This window comes from Kiritimatiellales bacterium (genome assembly GCA_041656295.1).
Classification (GTDB): Bacteria; Verrucomicrobiota; Kiritimatiellia; order Kiritimatiellales; family Tichowtungiaceae; genus Tichowtungia.
Map to the genome: position 1 here is coordinate 29545 of JBBADV010000008.1, position 25239 is coordinate 54783.

At 48.6% G+C, this 25239-nt stretch carries 17 protein-coding genes; 13 read left to right on the plus strand and 4 right to left on the minus strand.

All coding sequences use genetic code 11. The features are described from left to right. The first annotated feature begins 172 nt into the window (after window positions 1-172). The 13 genes from WC959_06765 to WC959_06825 all read left to right on the plus strand — a co-directional run bounded on the left by WC959_06765 (window position 173) and on the right by WC959_06825 (window position 18367). Window positions 173-1288, plus strand: coding sequence for an aminoglycoside phosphotransferase family protein (locus WC959_06765; protein ID MFA5688830.1), 1116 nt, complete (start codon window positions 173-175; stop codon window positions 1286-1288). Then, window positions 1285-2202 carry an NAD-dependent epimerase/dehydratase family protein gene (locus WC959_06770; protein ID MFA5688831.1) on the plus strand — a complete coding sequence of 306 codons (918 nt, stop codon included), beginning with the start codon at window positions 1285-1287 and terminating at the stop codon, window positions 2200-2202. The genes WC959_06765 and WC959_06770 overlap by 4 nt, the downstream gene beginning before the upstream one ends. A gap of 22 nt (window positions 2203-2224) precedes the next feature. Beyond that, the gene (locus tag WC959_06775) at window positions 2225-3244 is read left to right on the plus strand and encodes a sugar phosphate nucleotidyltransferase (GenBank protein ID MFA5688832.1); all 1020 of its coding nucleotides are present in this window, start codon (window positions 2225-2227) and stop codon (window positions 3242-3244) included. Window positions 3245-3440: 196 nt separating this feature from the next. Next, entirely contained in the window at window positions 3441-4181 is a 741-nt protein-coding gene (locus WC959_06780; GenBank protein ID MFA5688833.1) for a PEP-CTERM sorting domain-containing protein, read from the plus strand. Between the two features lie 205 nt (window positions 4182-4386). After that, on the plus strand, window positions 4387-5019 hold the full coding sequence (locus WC959_06785) for a DNRLRE domain-containing protein (protein ID MFA5688834.1): 633 nt from the start codon (window positions 4387-4389) through the stop codon (window positions 5017-5019). Between the two features lie 137 nt (window positions 5020-5156). After that, window positions 5157-8543 (plus strand): FAD-dependent oxidoreductase, encoded by a 3387-nt coding sequence (locus tag WC959_06790; GenBank protein ID MFA5688835.1) that lies wholly within the window; start codon window positions 5157-5159, stop codon window positions 8541-8543. Window positions 8544-8617: 74 nt separating this feature from the next. After that, window positions 8618-12814, plus strand: coding sequence for a DNRLRE domain-containing protein (locus WC959_06795; protein ID MFA5688836.1), 4197 nt, complete (start codon window positions 8618-8620; stop codon window positions 12812-12814). A gap of 20 nt (window positions 12815-12834) precedes the next feature. Beyond that, window positions 12835-13491 carry a DNRLRE domain-containing protein gene (locus WC959_06800; GenBank protein MFA5688837.1) on the plus strand — a complete coding sequence of 219 codons (657 nt, stop codon included), beginning with the start codon at window positions 12835-12837 and terminating at the stop codon, window positions 13489-13491. Window positions 13492-13614: 123 nt separating this feature from the next. After that, window positions 13615-14253, plus strand: coding sequence for a DNRLRE domain-containing protein (locus WC959_06805; protein MFA5688838.1), 639 nt, complete (start codon window positions 13615-13617; stop codon window positions 14251-14253). Window positions 14254-14301: 48 nt separating this feature from the next. After that, a complete protein-coding gene (locus WC959_06810; protein ID MFA5688839.1) occupies window positions 14302-15720 on the plus strand; it encodes a hypothetical protein in 1419 nt (472 codons plus the stop codon). A 52-nt stretch (window positions 15721-15772) separates the two neighbouring features. Continuing rightward, complete coding sequence (locus tag WC959_06815) at window positions 15773-17689, plus strand: hypothetical protein (protein MFA5688840.1); 1917 nt, start codon at window positions 15773-15775, stop codon at window positions 17687-17689. Between the two features lie 73 nt (window positions 17690-17762). Continuing rightward, the gene (locus WC959_06820) at window positions 17763-18086 is read left to right on the plus strand and encodes a hypothetical protein (GenBank protein ID MFA5688841.1); all 324 of its coding nucleotides are present in this window, start codon (window positions 17763-17765) and stop codon (window positions 18084-18086) included. 62 nt (window positions 18087-18148) lie between these two features. Continuing rightward, window positions 18149-18367 carry a hypothetical protein gene (locus WC959_06825; protein ID MFA5688842.1) on the plus strand — a complete coding sequence of 73 codons (219 nt, stop codon included), beginning with the start codon at window positions 18149-18151 and terminating at the stop codon, window positions 18365-18367. Between the two features lie 102 nt (window positions 18368-18469). On the opposite strand, the gene WC959_06830 is transcribed toward WC959_06825, so the two are convergent. From WC959_06830 to smpB, 4 genes are all read right to left on the minus strand, one after another. Next, a complete protein-coding gene (locus WC959_06830; protein MFA5688843.1) occupies window positions 18470-19540 on the minus strand; it encodes a LacI family DNA-binding transcriptional regulator in 1071 nt (356 codons plus the stop codon). A gap of 206 nt (window positions 19541-19746) precedes the next feature. Further along, entirely contained in the window at window positions 19747-21372 is a 1626-nt protein-coding gene (locus WC959_06835) for a ribulokinase (GenBank protein MFA5688844.1), read from the minus strand. A 139-nt stretch (window positions 21373-21511) separates the two neighbouring features. Beyond that, entirely contained in the window at window positions 21512-24649 is a 3138-nt protein-coding gene (mfd, locus tag WC959_06840; protein ID MFA5688845.1) for a transcription-repair coupling factor, read from the minus strand. Between the two features lie 45 nt (window positions 24650-24694). Further along, a complete protein-coding gene (gene smpB / locus WC959_06845; GenBank protein ID MFA5688846.1) occupies window positions 24695-25171 on the minus strand; it encodes an SsrA-binding protein SmpB in 477 nt (158 codons plus the stop codon). Between the last annotated feature and the right edge of the window lie 68 nt (window positions 25172-25239).

Below are 25239 nucleotides of genomic sequence, written 5' to 3' on the forward strand. Positions count from 1 at the left end.
CGCAGAGCCGCAGAGGGATGAGAGTTTTTTGACGGGATGAACAGGATTTATACAGATAAAAATCAGCAATCGGAAATCGGTAATGCGACTCATCCGTTTATATCCGTGATATCCGCGGTTAAAGCATCAATAAGAAAAAAATACTGTATATTAAATAAAGCTCAGGCTAAGGATGAAGAACAGCGAACAGATATCACAGATTTTGCCGGATGAAGTTGTTCAGGCGTTTCAGTGTCCGGGAATTTACCGCGGTGAAATTCCGTACGGCACCGGCCACATCAATGACACCTATAAAGTGTTTTATGAGCGCGATGGAAAACAGGAGTATTACATCCGCCAGCGGATTAATCATAATGTGTTTACGAATGTGCCGGCGCTGATGGAAAACATCGGGCGTGTCACGCGTCATCAGCGGCAAAAATTTGAACTCGCCGGCGCCGGCGAAATTGACCGGCGCGTGCTCACATTAGTTCCAACAATTGATGGCGCCGATTTTTATTGCGACGCCGCCGGAAATTTCTGGCGGACATATCTGTTTATTGAGAATGCCGTCGGCATTGATGTGGTACAGAATACTGCGCAGGCGTTTGAGGCGGCGAAAGCATTCGGTTTGTTTCAGTGTCAGATGGCGGATCTGCCGGTGCGTCTGCACGAAACGATTCCGGGATTTCATAATACGCGCCAGTGGTTTAATGCGCTGGTTGCGGCGATGAACGCCGACCGTTTTCAGCGTGCCGCCGGCGCAGCGGCGGAAATACAATTTGCATTCGAACGCGAGTCGATGGTTGATGTGGTTACCGGTTTAATGAACGCCGGTGAAATTCCGGAACGCGTGACGCATAATGACACAAAACTGAACAATGTTCTGCTCGACACCGTTACCGGCGCCGGAATGTGCGTGATTGATCTGGACACCGTAATGCCGGGTTCAGCGTTGTACGATTTCGGCGATATGGTTCGCACTACCACTACGCGCGCACCGGAAGACGAGCGCGCCCTTTCGCTGGTGGAAATGGATATGAATTATTTTGAAGCGCTGACCGCCGGCTATCTGGAGTCTGCCGGATTTCTCGTGCCGCGCGAACGCGAACTGCTGGCTTTTTCTGGTGCGCTGATTACGTTTGAAATCGGGCTGCGTTTTCTGACAGATTACCTACAGGGCGATGTGTATTTTAAAACGCACCGCGACGGACAGAATCTCGACCGCTGCCGGAAACAGTTTAAAATGGTACAGTCGATGGAAGCGCAGATGGAGCAGATGAAACGGATTACCGGAGCAGCATCATGAGAGTTTTAATTACCGGCGGCGCCGGATTTATCGGCAGTCATATCGCCGAATATTTTCAAGGAAAAGCGGACGTGCGGATTCTCGATAATCTGCGCACCGGCTACCGTGAAAATCTCGCCGGCATGAACTGCGAATTTATCGAAGGATCAATTACCGATCGCGCGGCGGTGCGCAGCGCGGTTGCCGGCGTCGATTATATTTTTCATCTCGCGGCGATGATCAGCGTGCCGGAGTCGATGGAAAAACCGGCGGAGTGCGTTGAGCTCAATACGCTCGGCACATTGACGGTGCTCGAAGAAGCCGCGCGCGCCGGCGTGAAAAAACTTTGTCTCTCAAGCTCAGCAGCGATTTACGGAAACAATCCGGTTGTGCCGAAACTTGAAACCATGCTGCCGGAACCGAAAAGTCCGTACGCCGTTACCAAACTCGACGGTGAATATTACTGCGAAATGTTTGCGAACGAAGGGGAATTAAAAACCGCTTCGATGCGTTATTTTAATGTATTCGGCCCGCGGCAGGATCCCGGCAGTGCATACGCGGCGGCGGTGCCGATTTTCATTCACCGCGCCGTAAAAAATGAGACGATCACCATTTACGGCGACGGTGAACAGACGCGCGATTTTATTTTTGTCAAAGACATCGTCGCCGCCAACGTGTTTCTCGCGCTGAACGAAAATCTTTCCGGCGTTTACAATGTGGCGTACGGCGGTTCGCTGACGATTAACGAGCTGGCTAAACGGATTATTCAACTCACCGGTTCATCGTCCGAAATTATTTACGCACCGGAACGCGCCGGCGATGTAAAACACTCCAAGGCATCGCCGGAAAAAATTTCCACAGCCGGTTTTCGTCCCGAATTTAATCTCGAAACCGGACTGCAGCAGACCATCGAGTTTTTTAAAAACAGGCATTAGGCACGAGGCATTAGAAATTCAAATGAATAAAAATCTACAATCATCAATTATCAACCGAGCCTCCGGCGAGCTGGGCTTCGCGAATGCGAAGCAACGAAGTGACAATCTGCAATCATCAATCGTCAATCGTCAATTACCAGCGCCACCGGCGCTGGTGATCATGGCCGCCGGAATCGGCAGTCGCTACGGTGGACTGAAACAGATTGATCCGGTCGGACCGTCCGGCGAAATCGTGCTCGACTATTCGGTGTTCGATGCCATCCGCGCCGGTTTCGGCAAAGTGGTTTTCATTATTCGCCCGGACATTGAAGCGGCATTTAAAGAAGTCATCGGTGATAAGCTCGCCGGTAAAATTGACGTCGAATATGTTTTTCAAACGCTCGACAAAATTCCGATGCCGTTTTCTGTTCCGGGAGGACGTACAAAACCGTGGGGCACCGGTCAGGCGGTGCTGATGGCGAAGCCGGTGATTAACGAACCGTTCGCCGTAATTAATGCCGATGATTTTTACGGGCGCGAAAGTTTTGAAGTGCTCGCGCGCCAGCTTGAAAAAATGCCGGTGGAAAGTTCCGACTGCTGCATGGTCGGTTTTTACATCAAAAACACACTGTCGCCGAACGGCGGTGTTGCGCGCGGGTATTGCGATGTCGACGCCGGAATTTTGAAACACGTTTCCGAGCGCTTTAATATTGAGCGCAAACCCGACGGCATAATCCGTTATGAAGAAAACGGTTTGCTGAAACAGATGAACGACGACGACATTGTTTCGATGAATACCTGGGGCTTCACGCCGCAACTGTTTGAATTTCTCGAACGCGGTTTTGTTGAATTTCTCGAGCGCGCCGGCAACGAGATGAAAAGTGAATATCTGCTGCCGGAACTCATCGACAGCATGATCGCGCGCGGTGAAACCACGGCGCGCGTTCTGCCGACGCCGGAAAAATGGATGGGCGTGACGTACGCCGAAGATAAACCGCAGGTCATGGCCGGCATCCGGGAGCTCATTAACGTCGGAATTTATCCTGAAAATCTCTGGATGTAATCCGGCCGCAAAATAATACATAAATATTTTTTAAAATAATTATTGCCCTGTCGAGAAAATCAGCTATTTTTAATTAAACGGTTAATCATTAATGAAGGAGGATATGAATTATAGAACAGCAGGAACAGCAATGGTATGAGGAAGATTAGTGTGTAAGAGACAATTGAGAAAAAATAACAAATAAAAGGAGATAATCATGAAATTAAGAAATGCAGTTATCTGGATATTGTTGATTGTGAGCGCCGGATTTTTACAAAGCGCTTTGGTTACAACCAATATCATCACCAGCGGAGATACATATGCGTCATCCGCTGCCCCGGCCAGTGAGAATGGCGCCAAAGAGCATATTTGGGTGAGAAGCTGGACCAATGCCAGCAGCAACCCGGATTCAATGAAAGCATATCTGAAATTTGTATTACCATCAGATATGGTTGCCGGAAGTATCACGGGAGCCGGCTTAACGTTTGTGCGTCAGGGAACTGCAATAGGGATAGACCTTACGATGAATCTTTACGGGCTGACTTTAGCGCAAAGCTGGATTGAAAAAGGCGGCGGTGCCGGGAATAATTTGACCTGGAATAATGCGCCGGCCAACGATACGGGTTCTATGTGGGGATTCACTTCAGACGCGAAGTTATTAGCTTCTTCTTTATGGGTGAAAGGTAGTGAAGGCGAAGCTGTATCAATCGCCAGCTCTGCTGACTGGGTTGCATTTTTGAATACATTTGATCCCGGCGATACCGTGACATTGATGCTGGCGCATGACAGCCCCCTTGATAATGCAGGTGTCACCCGGTTGGCCTCGCGAGAACACGCTACTCTTGATGCTCCAACATTAACACTGGAGTATACGCAGATACCTGAACCGGCCACAATAGGAATCCTCGGCGGCGGATGCATATTGCTTCTGCTGGCCCGGCGCAGTCACAAAAAATAAGCGCCTATGTGTTAATTCTTAACGGGCATCTTTGCCCGTTAAGAATTTAATAATTTAACCGGGATCGTATCGCACTGCCGTAATGCAGCGTCCGTTAACGTACGCGATAATTTTTTAAAATAATTATCGCCCGGGCCCGGCGAAAAAAGAAGCCATCTTAATTAAGCGGTAAATTAAAAAATTTCGAATGTAAAAAGAGGATGATATGAAAAGGGTACTGGTATTGTTTACAACAATATGGTTTGTCATATCAGGTGTAAGTGCATCGATGATTACAAATCTAACTCCGTCTGCTGATGTTTATATAAACTCGATATCGCCGAGTATAAAATATGGCGGAAAAGATTATCTGTGGGTGAGAAGTTGGATTTATAACGGCACCAATAATTCGATGAAGATTTATCTTCAATTTGCATTACCTTCAGATACTGCATCGATTGAGACGGCCAGTCTTGTATTAACCCGTATTGCAAAGGCGGGATCTGCATATTCATATACACTCTATGGGTTAAAAAAAGGATCGATGGGTGAGAAGTGGACAGAACGAGGCACCGTATGGAATAACGCTCCTGCAAATGTGACGGACAGTCCTTCAGCTTTTACAGCGGATGCTGTCTGTTTAGCAACTGTTGACTGGGCCGCGGGTGATGAAGGAAGCACAGTGTCAATGCCGAGTACTGCCGATTTCGTGGCATTTCTGAACACATTTCGCGCCGGCGATGTAGTGACGTTAATGATTTCACAAAACGGGGAGTCCGGCGGCATTAACCGGTTGGCATCCAAGGAAAACACCATATATTCGGGCCCAGTCTTAATGTTAACTTATGCAAAGAAATAGAAAACGATCATGATGTTTTTGATTCGAGGTGCTTTGCTAAGAGAATTGCAAAATATTCAACGCAATATTTTTAAATATATTAATACAAATGTCTTGTGCCTGTGTGCAGGCGCGTGAGGAAGAATCCTGGTGATAAAATGAAACGATATATTATGAATATTATGATATTAATCGGATTGTGCTTTCATATTGCAAGCGCTGAGGATCAGACAATTTTGTTTCCTGTAGCTGACACATTCGCAAATTCAGCTTCGGTCAACGGATTATTCGGGACAAGAAATGAAATATGGGTGAGGAACTGGGAAGCTGGCAGCTCAATGAAAGGTTATATCCAGTTTCAGCTTCCATCTGAGAAAAAAGCCAATGTCCGGTCTGTAACGTTATCGATGGTGCGAACGGAACCGGGCAAAGTTAATTTGCAATATAATCTGTATGCAATAAAGCCGGCATCGGAACGGTTATGGAAAGAAAACGGCATAACGTGGAATAATGCGCCGGCGAATAATTTATACAGTGGATGTTTTTTTAACGAAGAGGCGACAGATGTATTGAGTGTCAGCACGTTGCAGCAGGGTGAAACCGGCGAGTTATTGAAATTTCCTTCTACTCCGGAACTGCTGAATGTAATTAATTCGTGTTTGGGCAATACAGTGACCTTTTTGATCACGCAGGTTGAAGACACTCCTTCGATGAACCGGTTTGCTTCAAAAGAGCATGAGACATATGCACCGCCGAAATTGATATTGGAAACGGTTGTTCCCGGGAGTTTTAAGGATCTTGCATGGTTTAGAAAACCGGTTGGTAATATTGAAATGGCTGTAGATGGTTTTCTTTGGATTGAGGCGGAAGATTTTTTGGATTATGGCGAATGGCGGATTGACACACAGTTTGTTCATAAAATGGGATCTGCTTATCTGTTAGCTGCTGGCGTTGGGGAGCCACTAAGGAATGCTGTGACAGAAGTGCAGATATCGAAAGAAGGAACATATCGACTTTGGGTGCGCACCAAAAATTGGTTTCAGGAGTATTCTCCAGGAAAGTTTGCAGTTTCTGTTAACGGACAACAGTCAAAACAGATTCTCGGCGCAGTAGCTTCAAGTAACTGGGTTTGGGAATCCGCCGGTGAATTTGATTTAAAAGAAGGATTGGTTCGATTGGAGTTAAATGACTTAACCGGTGCGTTTGCTCGTTGCGATGCGCTGATTTTAACGAGTGATTTGGCGTATAATCCTCCAGAAGAACTTGAGGCATATTTGCATGAGCGGGCACGGCTGACCGGAATACCGTCAGAGATCAAAGACCAGGGTGAGTATGATGTTATTGTGGTAGGCGGCGGGACAGCGGGATCTGCTGCGGCGATTGCCGCCGCACGAATGGGTGCGAAAACGGCTTTGGTGCAGGATCGTCCGGTGCTGGGCGGGAATGCCAGCACCGAACTGGGTGTATATCCGAACGGTGCGAGTACTCACCATTCAAATGCCCGTGAAAGCGGGATTATCGAAGAAGCGACACTGATTCGGTTTAATAATAATAATGCCCGGATCAGTGAAGCGTTACATATTTTGGCCAATGCAGAAACAAACCTAACCCTTTTTTTTAACCAACGCGTGATTGCTGCGGATATGAAGGATGCCTCTACAATAAGGGCGGTAGAGGCCGTTGATACGCTTACTCATGTAATCAGCCGCTATCGCGGGAAATATTTCATCGATTGTACCGGAGACGGATGGGTTGGATATTATGCCGGGGCAAAATGCCGGTTTGGACGTGAGTCCAGGGAAGAGTTTAATGAAACAGCGGCTCCATTGCAGGCAGATAATATAACAATGAGCGGGTGCATTATCGGCAATATGGCTCTTTCTTATCGCGCCGATGACATGGGAGAGCCGGTAAATTATGTTCCCCCCTCCTGGGCGTATAAACTTCCGCCAGCCACAGAGTTTAACCGTACGCCAAGGGCGTTTAAAATCGGACAGTGGTGGCTGGAGCACCCTGGTGATGTTAACGATCTGGATGATCCTGAATTTGCTCGCGATGAATTGGTACGCATTACATTCGGTTACTGGGGCTTTATCAAGAATGCCTGGGAAAATAAAGATGTTGCGCGTAACTATGCTTTAGCCTACGTGCCGCATATGAATGCACTGCGTGAAACCCGGCGGCTGGTTGGTGATTATATTATGAAACAGCAGGATATGGAAGCAGGGACAAATTTTCCGGATCGCATTTCATATGGCGGCTGGAAACTGGATATACATCATCCTCGCGGAATTTTGTCCGGAGCAGGTGGAGCTTATGATTATGCAGAGCTGGTTCCAATTTACAGTATCCCCTTCCGTTCAACATATTCGACAAATATAGCGAATCTGTTTTTTGCCGGCAGAAATATGAGTGTGACTCATGTTGCGCTTGGATCGGTGCGGGTAATGTCAACTTTAGCAACCGTCGGGCAGGCGGCAGGAACGGCTGCTGCGCTTTGTGCGCAACGGGAGATTACTCCGAGAGAACTAGGACACCAATATATTGATGAATTACAGCAAATATTGCTTAAAAATGATCAATATATTCCGGATGTTGTAAATGAAGATGTCGCTGATCTCGCGAGATCAGCAGAAATAACAGCATCAAGCACACAGGTATTTTCGAAATTTGCAACACTTGAATCAATGTCAACAAGTACAGCGCATGAACTGGACAGGCCGCGCGCTGTGATGTTTCCAGCGGGGCTCACCAGATACCTTGGCACGGTGGGCTTATGTATGTCATCGGAATGCGATGAGCCAATTGATGTTATTTTGCACGTGAGAGAAGCTGATGAATCCGGAGATTTTTCATCAACGAGTGATATAACTGTGGCAAAGGCTAAAGTCCTGCCAGGAAAAATGTCACATGTAACTTTTGATTTAGACTGCCGGATATCAAAACCATATGTATGGCTGTGGATCCCAAAAACACCCGGTGTAAAATGGTTTTTGATGGAAGAAAGCATGCCTGGGGGATGTCGTGCATATTGTGGAAATGAAAAATGGAAATCAGATAATGGCCAATATGCTTTTTTTGCGGAACCGGCATTAAGCGTTCAAAGTTCTCACAGACCGGAAAATATCATAGACGGTATTACGCGTAATATAGGTGGCGGTGCCACGGAGGAAAGCCATCAATGGGTTTCTGATTCTGAACAAATAATGCCGCAATGGGTTGAGTTGGACTTTGAGAAGATAGTTCAATTAAACAAGGTGCAACTTACTTTTGATACAGATATCAATCGCCGAATGCCGGAACGTCCTGCCTCAAAAAAATGTGTAAAAGATTATTATATTGAAATCTATGATGGAAATGTGTGGGAGCGCGTAATGGATGTAAAAGACAATTTTTTACGTCATCGAGTACATTGTTTTCCAACGATAAGTGGCTCGAAGTTAAGAGTTGTTATTGAGGCTACAAATGGCGATCCGTCAGCTCGTATTTTTGAAATCCGCACATATAACGATTCGGATGGCAACAAAGGAAAAATATCAAGTTAAGTGAAGCTGTAACGCACTCGCAGAATTCAGCGCCTGTTATTTTAAGATGTATTTTTAAAAAAGATAAGGAATCTATGATGTGTAATGTTAAAGCAAAAATGCTGGCAGGGCTGCTGTGTTCGGTTGCGATCAGCAATGCGGAAAGTTTTCAGCTTAATCTCCGCACCAAACAGGTAAAAATTTTTCCGGCGGCGGATGCATGTGCAAACTCGGCGGCACCGGACGGATTTTACGGGGTCACGCCTGATATAACGGTCAGGAACTGGGAAGGCGGAACTTCAATGAAAGGCTACCTCCGGTTTAAACTGCCGTATGACGCCGCCGGCCGCATTCAGTCTGTAACATTGTCGATGGTGAGAACAGAGCCGGCAACCAGAGAGTTAACATATCATCTGTATGGTTTAAAGCCGGATGCCCCCGGTCAGCAGTGGAAAGAGCACGGCGGCGCAACCTGGAACAATGCTCCCGGCAATGATCTTTCCAGCGGGAATACGTTTTCCGATGATGCGACAGGAATATTAAGTTCAGCCACATTTGACCGCGGTGAAAAGGGAGACCGGATTCAGTTCCCCGGTACTGCTGAATTCCGTAATTTTTTGAACGAGGGCGGTGTATATGTAACACTCATGGTGGCGCAGGATGAAGATACCGGTTCATTAAACCGGTTCGCGTCCAGAGAGAATACAACATACGAAGCGCCTGTGCTGGAACTGACGTATGCTCCGAATGAAACGACGCGTCTGCCCCGGATTGATGCGGCGAAAAAAGATAAGACCGGCAAAAAAATATTCGATTATGCCGAGGAGGTTTATTTCACTCCGAAAGCGGATCTGGCCGGCGGGATCAAATATGTAAACTCTAAAATACCGGTGCTGACGGATTTTTCCGGAAAGGATATTGTGCTGGGAAAATTCTTTTACAATGGAAGCATTTTTCTCAAGCTGGTCAACCGGCAGTCAAAGACTGCGGAGATATCTTTCAGTACGTATCCGTTGAATCTGGATGTGTTTTTACAGGATTCAGATACAGACGGAGAAACGCTGCTGAACGGCATCGTCGGATTTTATGAATATTCGATTCCTGCCGGTGAAACTGTTTTGCTGCGGTTTAGCAAAACCGGGCTGACGGATAATATTAATATTCAGGCAAAACTGGCCGCGCGCCGTGCCGTAGCGTTGAAAACCCAAAGTCCGCCGAACCTTACTAAAGATCCGTCAACCTGGGGCGCCGTTCCGATACCGCTTGATTTTATAACTTCAGAAACCATGTGGCGCGGAACAAATGATTTGTCTGCGACAGCGTATGCCATGTGGGATGACAGCTATTTTTATATCGGTGCCGTGGTTCAGGATGATGAAGATATTGTTATCCCTACAACACAGTCCGGACAGAATAATTCGACTGATAATCCCGACCGCGAACCGACGGATGCGGCAATAATTAATGATATTCTTGTGCGCGATTTTGCCCGGCTGGTCGAGGGGCAGGATTCAGTTAAGATGGGTGACAAAGTGGAGTTCGCTTTAGTTGAAAAACGGATATCCGGATATAATACAGCTAAAAATTTAGTGGTTGAAAAGCGGTCGAGAAAGGGCGGACAGACGTTTTACGCCTCCGCGATCCCCTGGACAGCGCTGAAGATTTCAAATCCGGCGGAAGGGCGCTGGCTTGGTTTTTCTGTTCTGACACATGATTATGATACGGAACGGTATAATATTGCGCAATGGGCCAGCGGAGTGATCTGGCGGAAAAACTCCGCACTCCTCGGGATGATTTATCTGGCGGGACGCAGTGATACAGAAAATGCGATTGAGAAATGTTCAGATATTGTTTCGTTAAAATGGGAGCCGGCCGCAATCGGGTGCGATGAGCCGCTTAACATCTCAATTTCAGGCAGCAAGGCGGTAAGTCAGCATATAAAAACAATTACGGTGCAGGTGCTGGATGATGCAGGCAGAGTTATCGGTACTCCGGCTGTTTCCGGTTCTTCCCCCTGGTCGAGTGTCTGGACGCCGGAAAACCTGCCGGATGGCAAATATAAAATCAGAGCGACGCTGGATGTCAAAGACCGGATACGTACAGCGGAACGCGAAATTTTAATAGCAACCGAAGCAAAAGAACAGGCGCGCAGACTGATTGACAGTGCGGCTTCTGAATATGCGGCAGTATATTCCGGACGCACGGATGAGACGGCACAGCGCGCAGGGCAATCGTTAGAAAATGCCCGGCGGCTCTTCGGACTGGGACGCTTTACGATTGCAGCTGACTGCGCGCATCAGGTCAGCGCCTGGTGCCGGATAGGCACCTATGACGTGCCTGTTCCGGCGATCGATAGCGGTGTTGTGCAGCAGACCCGCTTAACATCGACACCGCAAACTGTACATGGTGTTTCTGTGTGGGAAACTTCAACGCATTGGTGTGCCGGGAATAACAGAATCATCGCTAAAATCCGGAAAAGTAATATGGCGCTGGAATCCGGCTGGGCAAACGGGCCGGATAATGTATGGCAGACTTCAAATAATACAGCCGATCTTGTGTTCTCTACACCGGACGGAAAAAAAGGTATCCGGCTGGCTGATGCCAAGGTGAAAACGGCCTATTTGTCAACCGGAGAGAACAGCGCCGGATTTCAGATTCATGCCGGCAGTTTTTCAGCGCTGCAGGGATCCAATGCCGTTGTGAAAATTGAGGTGACTCTTTTTGAGAATACGGATGAGTTTACTGTGACGCTGTTCCCGTCGGATTCAACGGATCAGAACCGGTTAATCAGCGCATCTTATCCGCATGCACAGCAGCTGGATCCGGGCGCAGGACATTCGGCGGTTATACCGGTTTACGGAGGATGCATGATTCCGTCAGACTGGCCCTCCACGGTAAATTTAAGTCACGACGGTATTTTCTGGGTGGCACCCACCTGGATGGCGCTTATAAAAGCCGAGCGCGCACTGTTGTTTTTCCCTGAAACTCCGTATGACATCAGTACGCGGTTCAGCCATACCCTGGGTACGCCGTCTCTGGCGGCGATCAACTGGCAAAGCTGCTGGGGAGAGCTGCGTTATCCCCGCCGGATGCGGTATGTGCTGCAAGCTGAGGGAGATCATGTAACCGTTTCAAAACGATTCCGGCAATATGCGATAGACGCCGGATATTACCGGTCGTTGAATGACAAAATTGCTGAAAATCCATCCATTGAAGCGCGGATCGGCGCGCCGGTGGTGTTAACCGGTCTTTACAGTACGCTCGACCGCGTTGCTCAGGGGAAATATAACGTAGCTTCGTGGTCCGGACGGATTAATGCTGCGCAAAAACTGGCGGAGAGATCATTAAACAAAGCATATGTTCATCACACACAATGGACCTCTCTGTTTGCTCCGGGTGATGACGGGATTATTTTATATTCTTCTTACGGAGTATATTTCCCGCCGAATGAAGCCGCCGGCGGCTGGCCCGGACTGGGGAATTTTTCTCAGGCGCTTGCAAATCAGAACTGGGTGCTCGGGTTATATTCCAACTTCCGGGATTTCGACCCGCACTCTCCGGCATGGAATGAAGCGTGGACTAAAAAAGGAGCGAACGGCTTAAGTGTCAGACGCAGAAATCCTGTAACTCCAAGCTCATTTATATCCGCCAAAGAAGTGGCAGACAATAAACTGGTTACAGCGTATTATAATGAATTTGTTACAAATAACATATCGACGAATGCGTTGAACCAGATTTATCTCGATGTTTTCGCCGCAGTTCCGTTGCGGGAGGATTATGATCCGAGACATCCGATGACCCGCGAGCAAACCGCGCACTATCAGCGGGAAGTCATGAAAGAAGCCCGCGGACTGGGTCTTACTGTAATTACTGAGCATTATGCGGACTGGGCAGTGCCGTATCAGGATGCTTCGTGGCAGGTGATGCCGCCGGCGTATGGAATTGCTGTGCCGGTTTTCCAAATGATTTACGGTGATGCAATCATTGCACCGTATAACATAACCGAAACGGGCGATGAACACTGGCTGCGGTGTCTGCTGTTCCGGCAGGTTCCCCGGATCGAATTTTTCCCCAGCGACAAGCTGCTGAACTGGGTGGAAATTCTCTGCAAAGTACACGCGGCTGTCGCCAAAGAGGAGATGGTGATGCACCGGTTTCTGGATAGAGACAAAAAGGTTCAGGAGACGGAATTTTCTAACGGCGCAAAAATCAAAATCGATCTTAACCGGAACGCGTATCAGATAACGGGAATCCCCGGATTTTCCGGAACGGAGCAGCTGCTGCCGCAGTAAATAAGAAAAGCGGAGTTATTATGAAACAGCATGTCTTAAACGTTATATTTGCACTGTTATTGTGCAGCGGTCTGTTGCGGGGGGAAACGGTAAATTTATCGCCCGTTGCAGATGCGCACGCCAATTCCGCAGCTCCGAATAGCTACTATGGAACAAGCGGTGAATTATGGGTCCGGAGTTTTTCCGGTACGGATGCACTGAATTCAATGAAAATATATCTCCGGTTTAAATTACCGGCTGATGTTGTATCAGTAACATCCGCGGAACTTACATTTATCCGGACCACCGCAGCAAGTACGCTGCCGTATCGTCTTTACGGCCTTAAGCCTGAATCTGCGGGACAGAACTGGAGTGAAACACAGCTTAGCTGGAATAATGCACCGGCAAATAATCCGGCGAGTATCTCCGAAGTTACGCCGGATGCCTCCGGTGTTCTGGCAGATGTGACCTGGAACGCCGGTGTAATCGGCACGGCCGCAGTGATCCCGACGACAGCAGAACTGGTCTCTTTTTTAAACCGGTTTTCCGGCGGCGATGAGGTGACCTTGATCCTGGTGCAAAATCAGGATTCCGCACAGATGAACAAGCTGGCGTCCAGAGAAAATACAACATATTCCGGCCCGGTACTTACATTGACGTATAGTACGGGTGAATTAAAACTTTTCATATTACATTAACATTGAAAGGAGGAATGAGTTTTATTTTATACGGACGTACAGAGAAGCGTATTTATCATATAAACTTATAAGATTTGCAGTTTTGTGCCGGTTGCATGAAGCATGCATGAAAAAGGAGATAAAATGAAAAAAAACATCAACGTTAAAACAATATGGGTTATGGTATTATTGACTGGTATTTTCGCCGCACAGGCAGCCGACCTGTCGCCTGTTGCCGATGCGTTTGCTAATTCAGCGGCTCCCGCCGGGTTCTATGGCGACGGTCAAGAACTCTGGGTCCGGAGTTTTGATCCGGGGACTATTAATTCAATGAAAATATATCTCCGGTTTCAGCTGCCGGCAGATTTTTCCGGGGTGGAGTCCGCCGAATTAGTATTTACCCGTACAACAGATGTATCGCCGCCGGCACTGCCGTATAATTTGCATGGGCTGAAAAAAAGCGTACGGAATCAAAAATGGAAAGAACATGGCGGCGCAACATGGGATAATGCTCCGGCAAACAATAAAACAAGCACTTCCGGATTTACTTCTGATGCGACGAAAGTTTTAGCCACAGCGGACTGGGAAGCTGGCGCCGCCGGAACAACCGTAAGTATTCCGGGCACTAAAGATCTGGTTGATTTTTTAAATGGATTTTCTGCCGGGGATGTTGTGACGTTAATGGTGGCTCAGAATCAGGAGACCGGAAAAATGAACAAGCTGGCCTCCCGGGAAAATAAAAAATACGCCGGACCTGTTCTTAAACTCGTCGATAAGAAATAGAACATACAAATAAAACAATATAGCAAATCCTGAAAGCTTTGGAGAATTATGGGGTACATTCATTTTTTTGATGACTGGCAATTGATTTCTTACTCGAATCTTGAGCGGAAAATGGGTGTACCCCGGTATGTTCCTGAAGCAACCCTGGAAGACAGTTTGACAGAGGGTACATGGAATTTTCCGCTGGTGGTCCGTGATGAGAAAACCGGGAAATATATTGCTCTTTACGGCGGTGCTGCATCGGTGCAGGAATTCGCGGATTTAAAAATTCCGGACGGAGTGGATCAATTTCTGAAACCTCGCACACAGGTGCTTTGTTATGCTGAAAGTAAAGACGGAATTCACTGGGAGTGCCCCGATCTTCGCGGACAGGTCAGTTTCGCCGGTCCGGTCTTTGCTAAAAACCAGGTGTTCGGTCTTGAAAGAGGTCTTGATGGGGGGCCGCCGACATATGATCCTTATGATCCCGATCCGGGCCGCCGGTTTAAGTATTTGATCAATTACCATCCCGAAGGTGCAGATCAGATGGTCAGGACGCTGGTTGTTTCCGGCGACGGAATACACTGGACGATCTGGAAAATATTTAAAACACAGCCCGGTACCGATACGCCGACATCTGTTTTTTATAATCCGCAAAAAAACTGTTATACATTTAATATTCGTAAATGGCGCGGAGACCGCCGGATTTTTTTCATGGAAACAGAGGATTTCGAACATTTTTCTGAGCCGGAATTAATAGTACATCCCGACAGTATGGATGAACCTTTGATCGGACTCTACGGGATGCCGGTTTTCCATTATGAAGATTTGTTTATCGGATTATTATGGAAAATATATTGTGACACGGCATCGCATGCACTGGCTAACGGAAAAATTAATTGTGAACTGCTTTACAGTTACAACGGGCGGAATTTTAACCGCACATTCCGCCGGCCGTTTATTAATAATCCGGAACTGGGTGAGCATGGCGGCGGATGCATTTATACCAGCTCGATGATGATTGATGAAAATAACCGGATCCGGTTTTACTCCGGCGGGTCAAAGGCAGAGCATTTTCAAAATCAGGAATTGAACGATGCCGCACTGATGCTGCATGAGATGCGACTGGATGGCTTTATGTATTTGGCGGTACCATCCGGACGCGGTTATCTTCGGACCCGTCCGCTGCATATTCTCGGTGATGATCTGTGGATTAATGCCCGTGCTCCGTGGGGCGGAATCCGTGTCCGGATTCTTGATGAAAAAGGCGCGGTACTCCCTGGTTTTGACTATACAGATTGCACACCGCTGCAAGGCGATGAGTTATTCTGGTCACCGCGCTGGGGCGGAAACCGGTCGTTCGGTGATGCGGCAAGCTATAAACGGCGGCAGCTTGAGATAGAAATTCACAGCGGTGAAATTTTTGCGATCCGCGGTGACTTTAAAAAACTGGATTGTTTGTGGGATGTTGATCGCCCGGATAGTTGACATAAAACCGGTCTGTTATTATGCGGCGGCACTGTAAGCAGGAGAATTTATCGTGACATTATTAGACTGGGGTATTCTTGCTTTAACCATCGTTTTTACAACCTGGATGGTTTTAAGAACCCGTAAATTAACGCGCAGTGTAGCCGATTATCTTTCAGCGAACCGTTGCGCCGGACGCTATACACTCGGGGTGTCGGAAGGGATGGCGATGCTGGGCGCAGTTTCTGCGATTGTATTTTTTGAAATGCATTACAACGCGGGTTTTGCTCCGGCGTGGTGGAGTCTGATGCAGTTGCCGATCGGAATTATTATTGCAATGACAGGCTGGGTGATTTACCGGTACCGGCAAACGCGCGCGCTTACGTTGGCGCAGTTTTTTGAAATACGGTACAGCCGGAACTTCCGTATTTTTGCCGGGGCGCTGGCGTTTTTTGCCGGGATTGTGAATTATGGAATTTTTCCGGCGGTCAGCGCCCGGTTTTTCATCTATTTTTGCGGATTGCCGGAAGCATTTCATATTTCCGGAATCGCAATTCCGGTATATCCGGTGCTGCTGGCCGGTATTCTGGCGCTGGCGCTGTGGTATGTATTTGTCGGCGGTCAGATTGCAGTCTTAATTACAAATTTCTTTCAAGGGATTTTCTGTTTTGCGGTGTTTATAATTCTGATTGCGTTTTGCTTGTGGCAATATCCCTGGGACAGCCTGATCAGCGGATTACTGGCTCTTCCGAACGGTGAAGCGCTGGTGGATCCGCTTCAAAGCAAAAATAATCAATTCGGCTTCCTGTTTTTTGCGATCGGCGCAGCGGCGATGTTTTTCAATAATATCGGCTGGCAGGGACGGTCCGGGTTTAACAGCTCGGCACGGTCACCGCATGAAGCCCGCATGGCCAAAGTTCTTGGACAATGGCGGCAACTGGTGGTTGCCATGGTCATGATGATGCTCCCGTTATGTGCATTGCTGGTGATGAAAGATCCGGCGTATTCGCCACTGGCGGATAAAATTTCAGCAACCATTAGTGCCATTCCGGGCGGCAGTTATATCCAGCAGCAAATGACGGTTTCAGTCGCGTTGCGTTATATGCTGCCGACCGGTTTGGTCGGATTGTTTTGCGCCATGATGTTTTGCGCCATGATTACTACCGATCAACCGTATTTACATTCATGGGGAAGTATTTTAGTTCAGGACGTGATTATTCCATTGCGTAACGGCCGTCCGCTCTCGCCGAAACAGCATATTCGCTGGCTGAGAATATCCATTTGCGGTGTCGCGGTGTTTGCATTCCTGTTCAGTCTGCTTTTTCGGCAGACGGTTTATATTGCCATGTTTTTTAATATTACCGGTGCGATTTTTCTCGGCGGTGCCGGCGCGGTAATTATCGGCGGCCTCTATTGGCGCAGGGGAACTACACCGGCGGCGTGGATTACGATGATTACCGGCTCTGTTCTTGCCACGAGCGGTGTGGTTATTCTGCGTATCTGGCCGGACTTCCCGCTGACCGGCATGGAGATGAACGGGGTTACCATGCTGGTTGCAGTTGCGGTGTATGTCGGCGTTTCATTGTTAGGGAAGAAAAAATTTAATCTGGATAAAATGCTGCACCGCGGTGTTTATGCGGATGGCGCTGATGCAGACAGTCTGCCCGCAACCGGCGTGAAAGCATTAATTACATCCGAATTTTCACTGCGCGATAAACTGGTGTATGTGCTGGTAACCATATGGACCGTTGGACTCTTTGCCATATTCGTGGCGGTTACACTGATCGGAAAAATAAAAGGGCTGCCGATTGAATTCTGGGCGGCCTGGTGGAAATATTATGTCTATGTAACCCTCTTTTTGGGGATTGTAACCACGATCTGGTTTTCAATCGGCGGAATTAAAGAAATCCGTGAAATGTTCAGAATGCTTTCCACCTCCGAGCGTGATAACTCGGATGACGGATCGGTGAGCAAAACAGAACCAAACTGAATTGAATAAAAACGCAGTGTTTTAAATTTTTTTGATATGCATCTTTGGAACACTGACTTTTTTCGGGTGTTGCATGAAGGGAGAAAATATTCCGGTAATTGACGGTTGTATCGAGGATGAGTTTTGGAAAGAACTGCCGGTTTGTCCGCTGTCACTGCCGCAACGCTGGATGGAAGATGGACGGGTTCTTCGTGAAACGGGGCATGCCGTTTTCCTTGTATTGACGAAACATTGTATGTGGCGGCCGAATTTGATGGCACCTCGATTTTTACTGCCGGTGAGAAAGATGGTGACGATCTTTACCACGGGGATTGCTATGAAATTTTTATTCATCCTGCCGGATATACGTTCTACTGGGAAATATGGCTTTCACCGTCTTCACTGCGAAGTGTTGTGAAATGGCGGGAAAAAGATGATATGATATCCAAAGGCCGATTAATTGATGGGCAGGAAATTCGAATGTCTGTTTCTAAAAAAACAGATAATACCGGTTGGATTCTTGATGCGGCGATTCCGTTACCCCGGATTGACGGGCGGAAGCACCGGGAGTGGAATATTTTGATTGCGCGTCAGAATTATGATCAGAGTTTAGGTAAAAAAACACGTGAACTCAGTTCATTCCCCCGGCTTTCATCTCCGGATTTTCATTTGCTGAATGAATATTTTAGAGCATTTTAAATTAAACTATGGCCGGCAGGGATGCCGGCGGTACGTATCGCAGGTATCTTGCCTGCCCGACCGGAGGCAATACTTCATAAAACGCTCTAAACTCAGCAGTGATTAGGGCGGACAGGACTGCCTCAGGTGAAGACTGGAAGATATCCAGTGTGTTTTTGGGACTGGAATTTCACCTTGGCAAAGCTGATAAAGCATTTCCACTGCCATAGTGATCGTCTGTTCAATTTGCAGATCAATACTCGACAGAGTCGGGCGGACAAGTTCACAGATTTTCGAATTTCCGAGACCGATGATTGCGATGTCTTCCGGTATCTCTAATTTCCGCTCAGAAATCGCATTCAATAAAAGAGACGCCTGGTCGTCATTCCATACCGCAATGCCGGTTAATTTATTTGGCAGAATCCATGAATTCAGTGCCCGGCGCGCGGTGGCAATTGTGAAAAGCGGTTTATCGTTTTCTTCCGGTTTTTCGGCAATCCACACCGGATCATAAAGTTTTTTAGGAGAATGAATCTTCCACTCCTCCGTAAATCCTTCTGCCAGCAGAGGTGCTGCATACCATAAAAGATTTTTTACAATCAGTCCGAGGCGCGCCCCATGTTGATTCAACGCCCGGTATGCCATCCGCCCAGCTTCAACATAATCAACTCCGCAAAAATACGGATTCGATATTTCTGGACGGTCAATAAAAACAACGTGTTCAAAATGTTTGGTTAACAGCTTTGGAATTAACGTGTGCTGATTTGGAAAATGATGATGCAAACAGATCACGCCATCAACTCCCAGATTCCGGAACACTCCGACCAGTGAATCCAGATCGGGGCGGGTTCTGTCATAATATTCGACAATAATCCGATATCCTCTGTCACGCGCCGTTTTATGCAGTAATGCCAGGCGGGAGGAGTTCAGTTCCGTTGGCAGTGAATCACACACAACGCCCCACGTTTTACTGCATCGTAATGACAGCTGTCGTGCAGCTTGATTGGGGATATACCCTTCTTTTTTTGCAATAGCTTTAATTTTTTTTTCTGTAGCTGCACTAACCCGAATTGTTCCTTTTTTTGAGCAGTGCAGCGTCGCACTTACAACAGCCGTCGAAACTCCTGCCATTTTTGCAATAGTCGCCAGTGTTACGCGTTTTTTTTCGGATAAAGCTTTATTGGATTGAGACATTGATGACATTTTTAAAATATAAGCAAATGGGCGTTCAAATGTCGAGATTTACAACCTCATCGAATGGTATAAGTGTAAATATTATGCACAGTGAAACTACGGCACGCATTTTGCCGACGCCGGAAAAATGGATGGGCGTAATTATTTTCCAACGCAAATCAACCCTGCAAAGGTAGGGCGGTTTCGATGAAGCCGCCGCGGACGCCTCATCGAGGCGTCCCTACCGCCTTAATCTGCTTCAGCGCTTTCATAAGCTGTTTTTCTTCGCGGCCGAAAATATCGTGACAGCGTTTATAAACAGCGAAGAGCTCGCGATAGATTTTTGATGCGGCGGGATTCGGCATAAATGTTTTCGTTGCCGGTTTGGTCATATTGGCAACCGCTTCTTCAACCGTATCAAATCCACCGCGATTTTTTCCGGCGGCGACCGCGCCGAAAATTGCGGAGCCGAGCGCAACGGCTTGTCCGGATGCCGCCGTTTTTACCGGCAATTCAAGCACGTCGGCATAAATCTGCATAACGAGATCAAAGCGAATGAGTCCACCGCACGCCACCAGTTCGCTGACCGGTACACCGTTATTTACGTATGAATCGACAATAATTTTTGTGCCGAACGCGGTGGCTTCAATCAGGGCGCGGTGGACTTCTTCCGGCTTCGAGCTGAGCGTGAGACCGAGAATCATACCGGAAAGTCCGGCGTCCATTAAAACGCTACGGTTGCCGTTCATCCAGTCGAGTGCAATCAGTCCGCTTTCGCCGGGTTTCAACTGCGCCGCTTTTGCTTCGATTTCCTGAATCGGCTGATTCATAAATTTTTTGGTGAACCATCCGAACAGATCGCCGACAGCGGCCTGGCCGGATTCGTAGCCGTACATGCCCGGCAGAATTCCATCTTTTACCACGCCGGCGTAGCCGTTAAACAGATGCAGTTTTTCCGCCGGCAGCATCTGGCAGCTCGACGTGCCCATGATCATGCAGAACGGACCTGCGGTGGAAACGCCCATGCCGGGCACGCCGCTGTGTGCATCAATAATCGCACCGGAAACCGGCGTGCCGGCTTGTAGTCCGCTCAGTTTTGCAAATGCGGCAGAAATTGTTCCGGCTTCTTCACCGGCGGCGACAATTTTTGCGACTAGTTTATCATTCAGTCCGGCGAGTTCCGGATTCAGCGCTGCGAGAAATTCCGGCGATGGGTTTCCGAGTTCCTCACTCCACATGCCTTTATACCCGGCGGCGCATGCGTTGCGTGTAAATGCGCCGGTCATCTGCTGGACAACCCAGTCGCCCGCTTCAATAAACAGATCGGCGGCGGCATACACTCCCGGTGCGCGCTCCAGTGTTTCAAGACATTTCGGCACGAGCCACTCGCTTGAAATAATGCCGCTGTAATACTCTAAAAATTTTTCGCCGCGCGCATGCGCAATTTCATTTACGCGATCCGCCTGCGGCTGCGCCGCGTGATGTTTCCACAGTTTCACCCACGCATTCGGTTCATTTTTAAATTCCGGCAGTGCGCACAGCGACGTGCCGTCGGATTTTATCGGCAGAACGGTGCACGCGGTGAAATCAATCCCGATGCCGATAATTTCATTTGCCGGAACTTTTTCTAAAACGGTGCGAGTTACCGTCAGCATGCCGTTCATGTAATCTGCCGGACATTGCAGCGCCGATTCAGAAATCAGTTTTTTACTGTCGCCGGGCAGCGTTTCCGTAATTACACCGTGAGCATACGCACACGTTGCTTCCGCCGCTTCACGTCCGGTTTCACAGTCGACAACCAGCGCGCGAACCGACTCTGTTCCAAAATCAAGACCCAGTGCATAACGTTTCATAATAATTCCTTTTTCAAATTGAAACAAAGTTTATGGTACGAAACAAATTTACCTGCAACTAAAAACATGATTTTTTCACACGATCTCATGCAAACGCTTCTTTCGAAAAACAGAAATTCCCTTTCATCATTTTTGATTATCAGCTATGCCGAACCAGTGCCAGAATTTCTTTGAGACGAGCGGAAGTGGTCTTGGCTTTGAGGCGGGGATAGAGATTATTGGGCATGACGGCTTTGCCGTTCCGCATAATGACAATACGTTCTTCGCTGACGCGGATGGATTGAATTCCGGCGCGCGCGGCGGCAATCCGGATGCGCGCGATTTCAAACAGATGATGAACCGCTGCCGGCAATCTGCCGAAACGGTCGGCAAACTCCTTTTTCAGTTCGCGGACCTCATGTTCGGTGGCAAGCGACGCGACGCGCCCATAAAGTTTGACGCGCATATTTTCGTCATCAATGTAGCTGTATGGGATGTAGGCGGCATTGTGCGGATCGCCGGTTGCCGGCGAGCGGTCGAGAAAATCAAGGTCGACAGAGACATCGATGATCGGCGGAATTTTTTCCCCCTGCAGGCGCGCGACGCTGCGCTTAAGCAGTTGACAGTATAAATCGAATCCGATGGCGGCGATGTGTCCGCTTTGCTGTGCGCCGAGCAGATTGCCGGCGCCGCGTATTTCAAGGTCGCGCATGGCGATGCGAAACCCGGTGCCGTACCCGGTATATTTTTTGAGCGCTTCGATGCGCCGGCGCGAGTCGTCGGTGAGAATTCCGCCGGGCGGCAGCAACAGGAAGGCGTAGGCTTTTTGCCGCGCGCGGCCGACGCGCCCGCGCAGCTGATAAAGCTCGGCGAGTCCGAAACGATCGGCATGGTCAATGATGATTGTATTAACGCGCGGAATATCGACGCCGCTTTCAACAATGGTGGTACAGACCAGTACATCGAACAGTCCGCGCACGAAGCGGTGCATGACCTCAGAGAGTTCACGCTCATTCATCTGTCCGTGAGCAAATTCAATGCGTGCTTCAGGGACGAGTTTTTGAATTCCGGCGGTGACATTACCAATGGATTGTACGCGGTTGTGCAGATAGAAAACCTGCCCGTCGCGCGCGAGTTCATGGCGGATGGCCTCGGTGACGATGTCGTCATGGTATTCAAGCACGATGGTTTCGACGGGCTGACGTTCCTGCGGCGGCGTTTGAATAATGCTCATATCGCGCGCGCCGGTCAGGCTCATGTACAATGTGCGCGGAATCGGCGTGGCACTGAGTGTTAACACATCCACCTGCTGCCGCAACAGTTTTAAATGTTCTTTGGCGCGCACGCCGAAGCGCTGCTCTTCGTCAATGATCACGAGTCCGAGATCAGCAAACTGAACATCTTTTGAAACGAGCCGGTGTGTGCCGATGGCGATGTGCGCCACGCCGGCGCGCAACCGCGCGATGGATTCGTTCTGCTGCTGTTTAGTGCGGAATCGGCTGAGCATTTCGATGCGGACGGGGTAGGCGGCCATGCGTTCGGAAAAGGTGTCAAAATGCTGCTGCGCAAGGATAGTAGTCGGGACGAGCAGGGCAACCTGCCTGCCTTCCATTACCATTTTAAATGCGGCGCGCATCGCGACTTCGGTTTTGCCGTACCCGGCATCGCCGCAAATTAAACGGTCCATCGGCTGTTCAGATTCGAGATCGGCTTTTACTGCGTTGATGGCGGCAAGCTGGTCCGGTGTTTCCAGATATGGAAACGCATTTTCAAACTCGTTCTGCCAGTGTGTATCCGGTCGGCACGAAACTCCTTTTTTGAGTGCGCGCGCGGCCTGTGTTTCGAGCAGCGCCGCCGCTAAATCTTCAATGGCGTCCTGCGCCGATTTACGTTCGTTCTGCCAGCGGTGTCCTTTTAAGCTGTGCAACGCCGGCGCAGCGTTGCCGAGTCCAACGTAGCGCGTGAGCAGGTGCGCCTGTGCGGTCGGCAGATACATACGTGCTCCGGCGGCGTATTCAATAAGCAACATCTCCTGCCGGCGCCCGGACATTTCCATTTCGACGAGACCCATGTATCTGCCGATGCCGTGATCGACATGTACAACCAGCTCGCCGGGCTGAATATCCGCCCATTCTGCAATGCGCATGCCGGAAATCTGCTGCTGTTTTTTATTGCGCCGGACGTGCGCAGTTTTGGCGGCATAGCCGTAAATATCCGCCTCGGTGATGAAGAGGCGGTTTTCGTGTTTGGAAATAAAGCTGCCGTGCAGCAATCCAACGTGCAGCTGGATTGCGAATTTCCGATTCCTGATTTCCGATTTTCGATTTTTTAATTCTGAACTCTGAACTCCGAACTCTGAACCAAAATACGCCTCTTTGAGGCGATCAAGTGCGCCGGGCGTTTCCATGTAGATGTCGATACGCCAGTTGTTCCTGGCGAGTTTTTCGAGCGAATCGAAAAAGAGCTTGCGCTGCTGTTCGAGCCTGTCCGGCGTATTCAGTTCGCTGACGGGTTTCAGATGGGTGTCATAAAAACCGAGGCCGGTATCAATTGCGCTGCTGGTGACATCGCCGATGAAAATCGCGGGATGCGGCGAGGAGGCCGCGTCTACATTGCTGAAAATATAAACGGTGTTTTCCGGCAGAAGCTGTGCGAATGGAATGGTTCCCTCGGCATTGAGCGGCAGGAGTTCAATCGCATCTGTTTTTTCAATCGAGCGCTGTGATTCTGGATCGAATGTGCGAATGCTTTCAACGTCGTTGCCGAAAAATTCAATGCGGACGGGCAGGGGAAAGAGCGGCGGCCAGACATCAAGTATTCCGCCGCGTCGTGCGGCGTCGCCTTTGGCATAGACTTCAATGCCGAAATTGTAGCCGGATGCTTCAAGCTGCGCGGCGACTTCATCGGGAGAAATATGCGAATTGTGCGAAAGTTTTACGGGATTACCGAGATACGGGAATGTCCCTGATAAACAGGGTTCAACCGTGATAATTATAAAAGTGTGCGCGTCATTTTTCTGTTCGAGAGACCGTACGGTTTCGAGGCGTGCACTGTGCGCATCCATATCATCTTTATCAAATGGAGGCAGGGTGAAAATTGGCATATCCGGAGCCAGCGTCCGGAAACTTTCGGCAAGTTTTTCGAGTGACGGCAGCGAATCGGCAATCCAAAGCTGCTGCCGGAATCTGTTTTTTTGCAGCGCTGTTCCCAAATATGCCTGCGCCGCCGGCGGCATAGACGGCAGCCGGCAATGATTATTTTTCAGAGCAGAAAAAAGCGCTGACAGATTTACGTTCACGCCTAAGAAATACCACGGGGCGGGAGAAATGTAATTTTAAATATGTTAGTGCCGGCGCATGGCACGTCTGGCTTCAAGGTCAGCAGTTTTTTGCTTGAGCGTTTCGCGCTTATCTACTGTATCTTTGCCTTTGCACAGCGCAATCTCGATTTTCACGCGGCCGCCTTTTAAATAAACTTTAAGCGGAACAACCGTCAGTCCCTTTTCGTTCACTTTGCTTTGCAACCGGATAATTTCACGTTTATGCAGTAGCAGCCGGCGCGGACGGGCCGGGCTGTGATTGAATACATTGCCGTGATCATACGGTTGAACTGTCATTTGCAGCAGTTCTGCCTGTCCATTAGTCAGATTGACATAAGCTTCATCGATCCGGACGTGTCCCTGCCGGATAGATTTCACTTCGGTACCTCGCAGTTCAATTCCGGCTTCAAATTTTTCCAGTACAAAAAAATCCCGAAAAGCCTTCCGGTTTGTGGTTAACACGCCGGATGCGCCCCGGGATTCCTGCTTTTTAGAAGACATGAAATTTAAAAATTCGAAATTAAAAACCCGCAGCACGAAACAATTTTCTAAATTCAAATTTGTTTCGA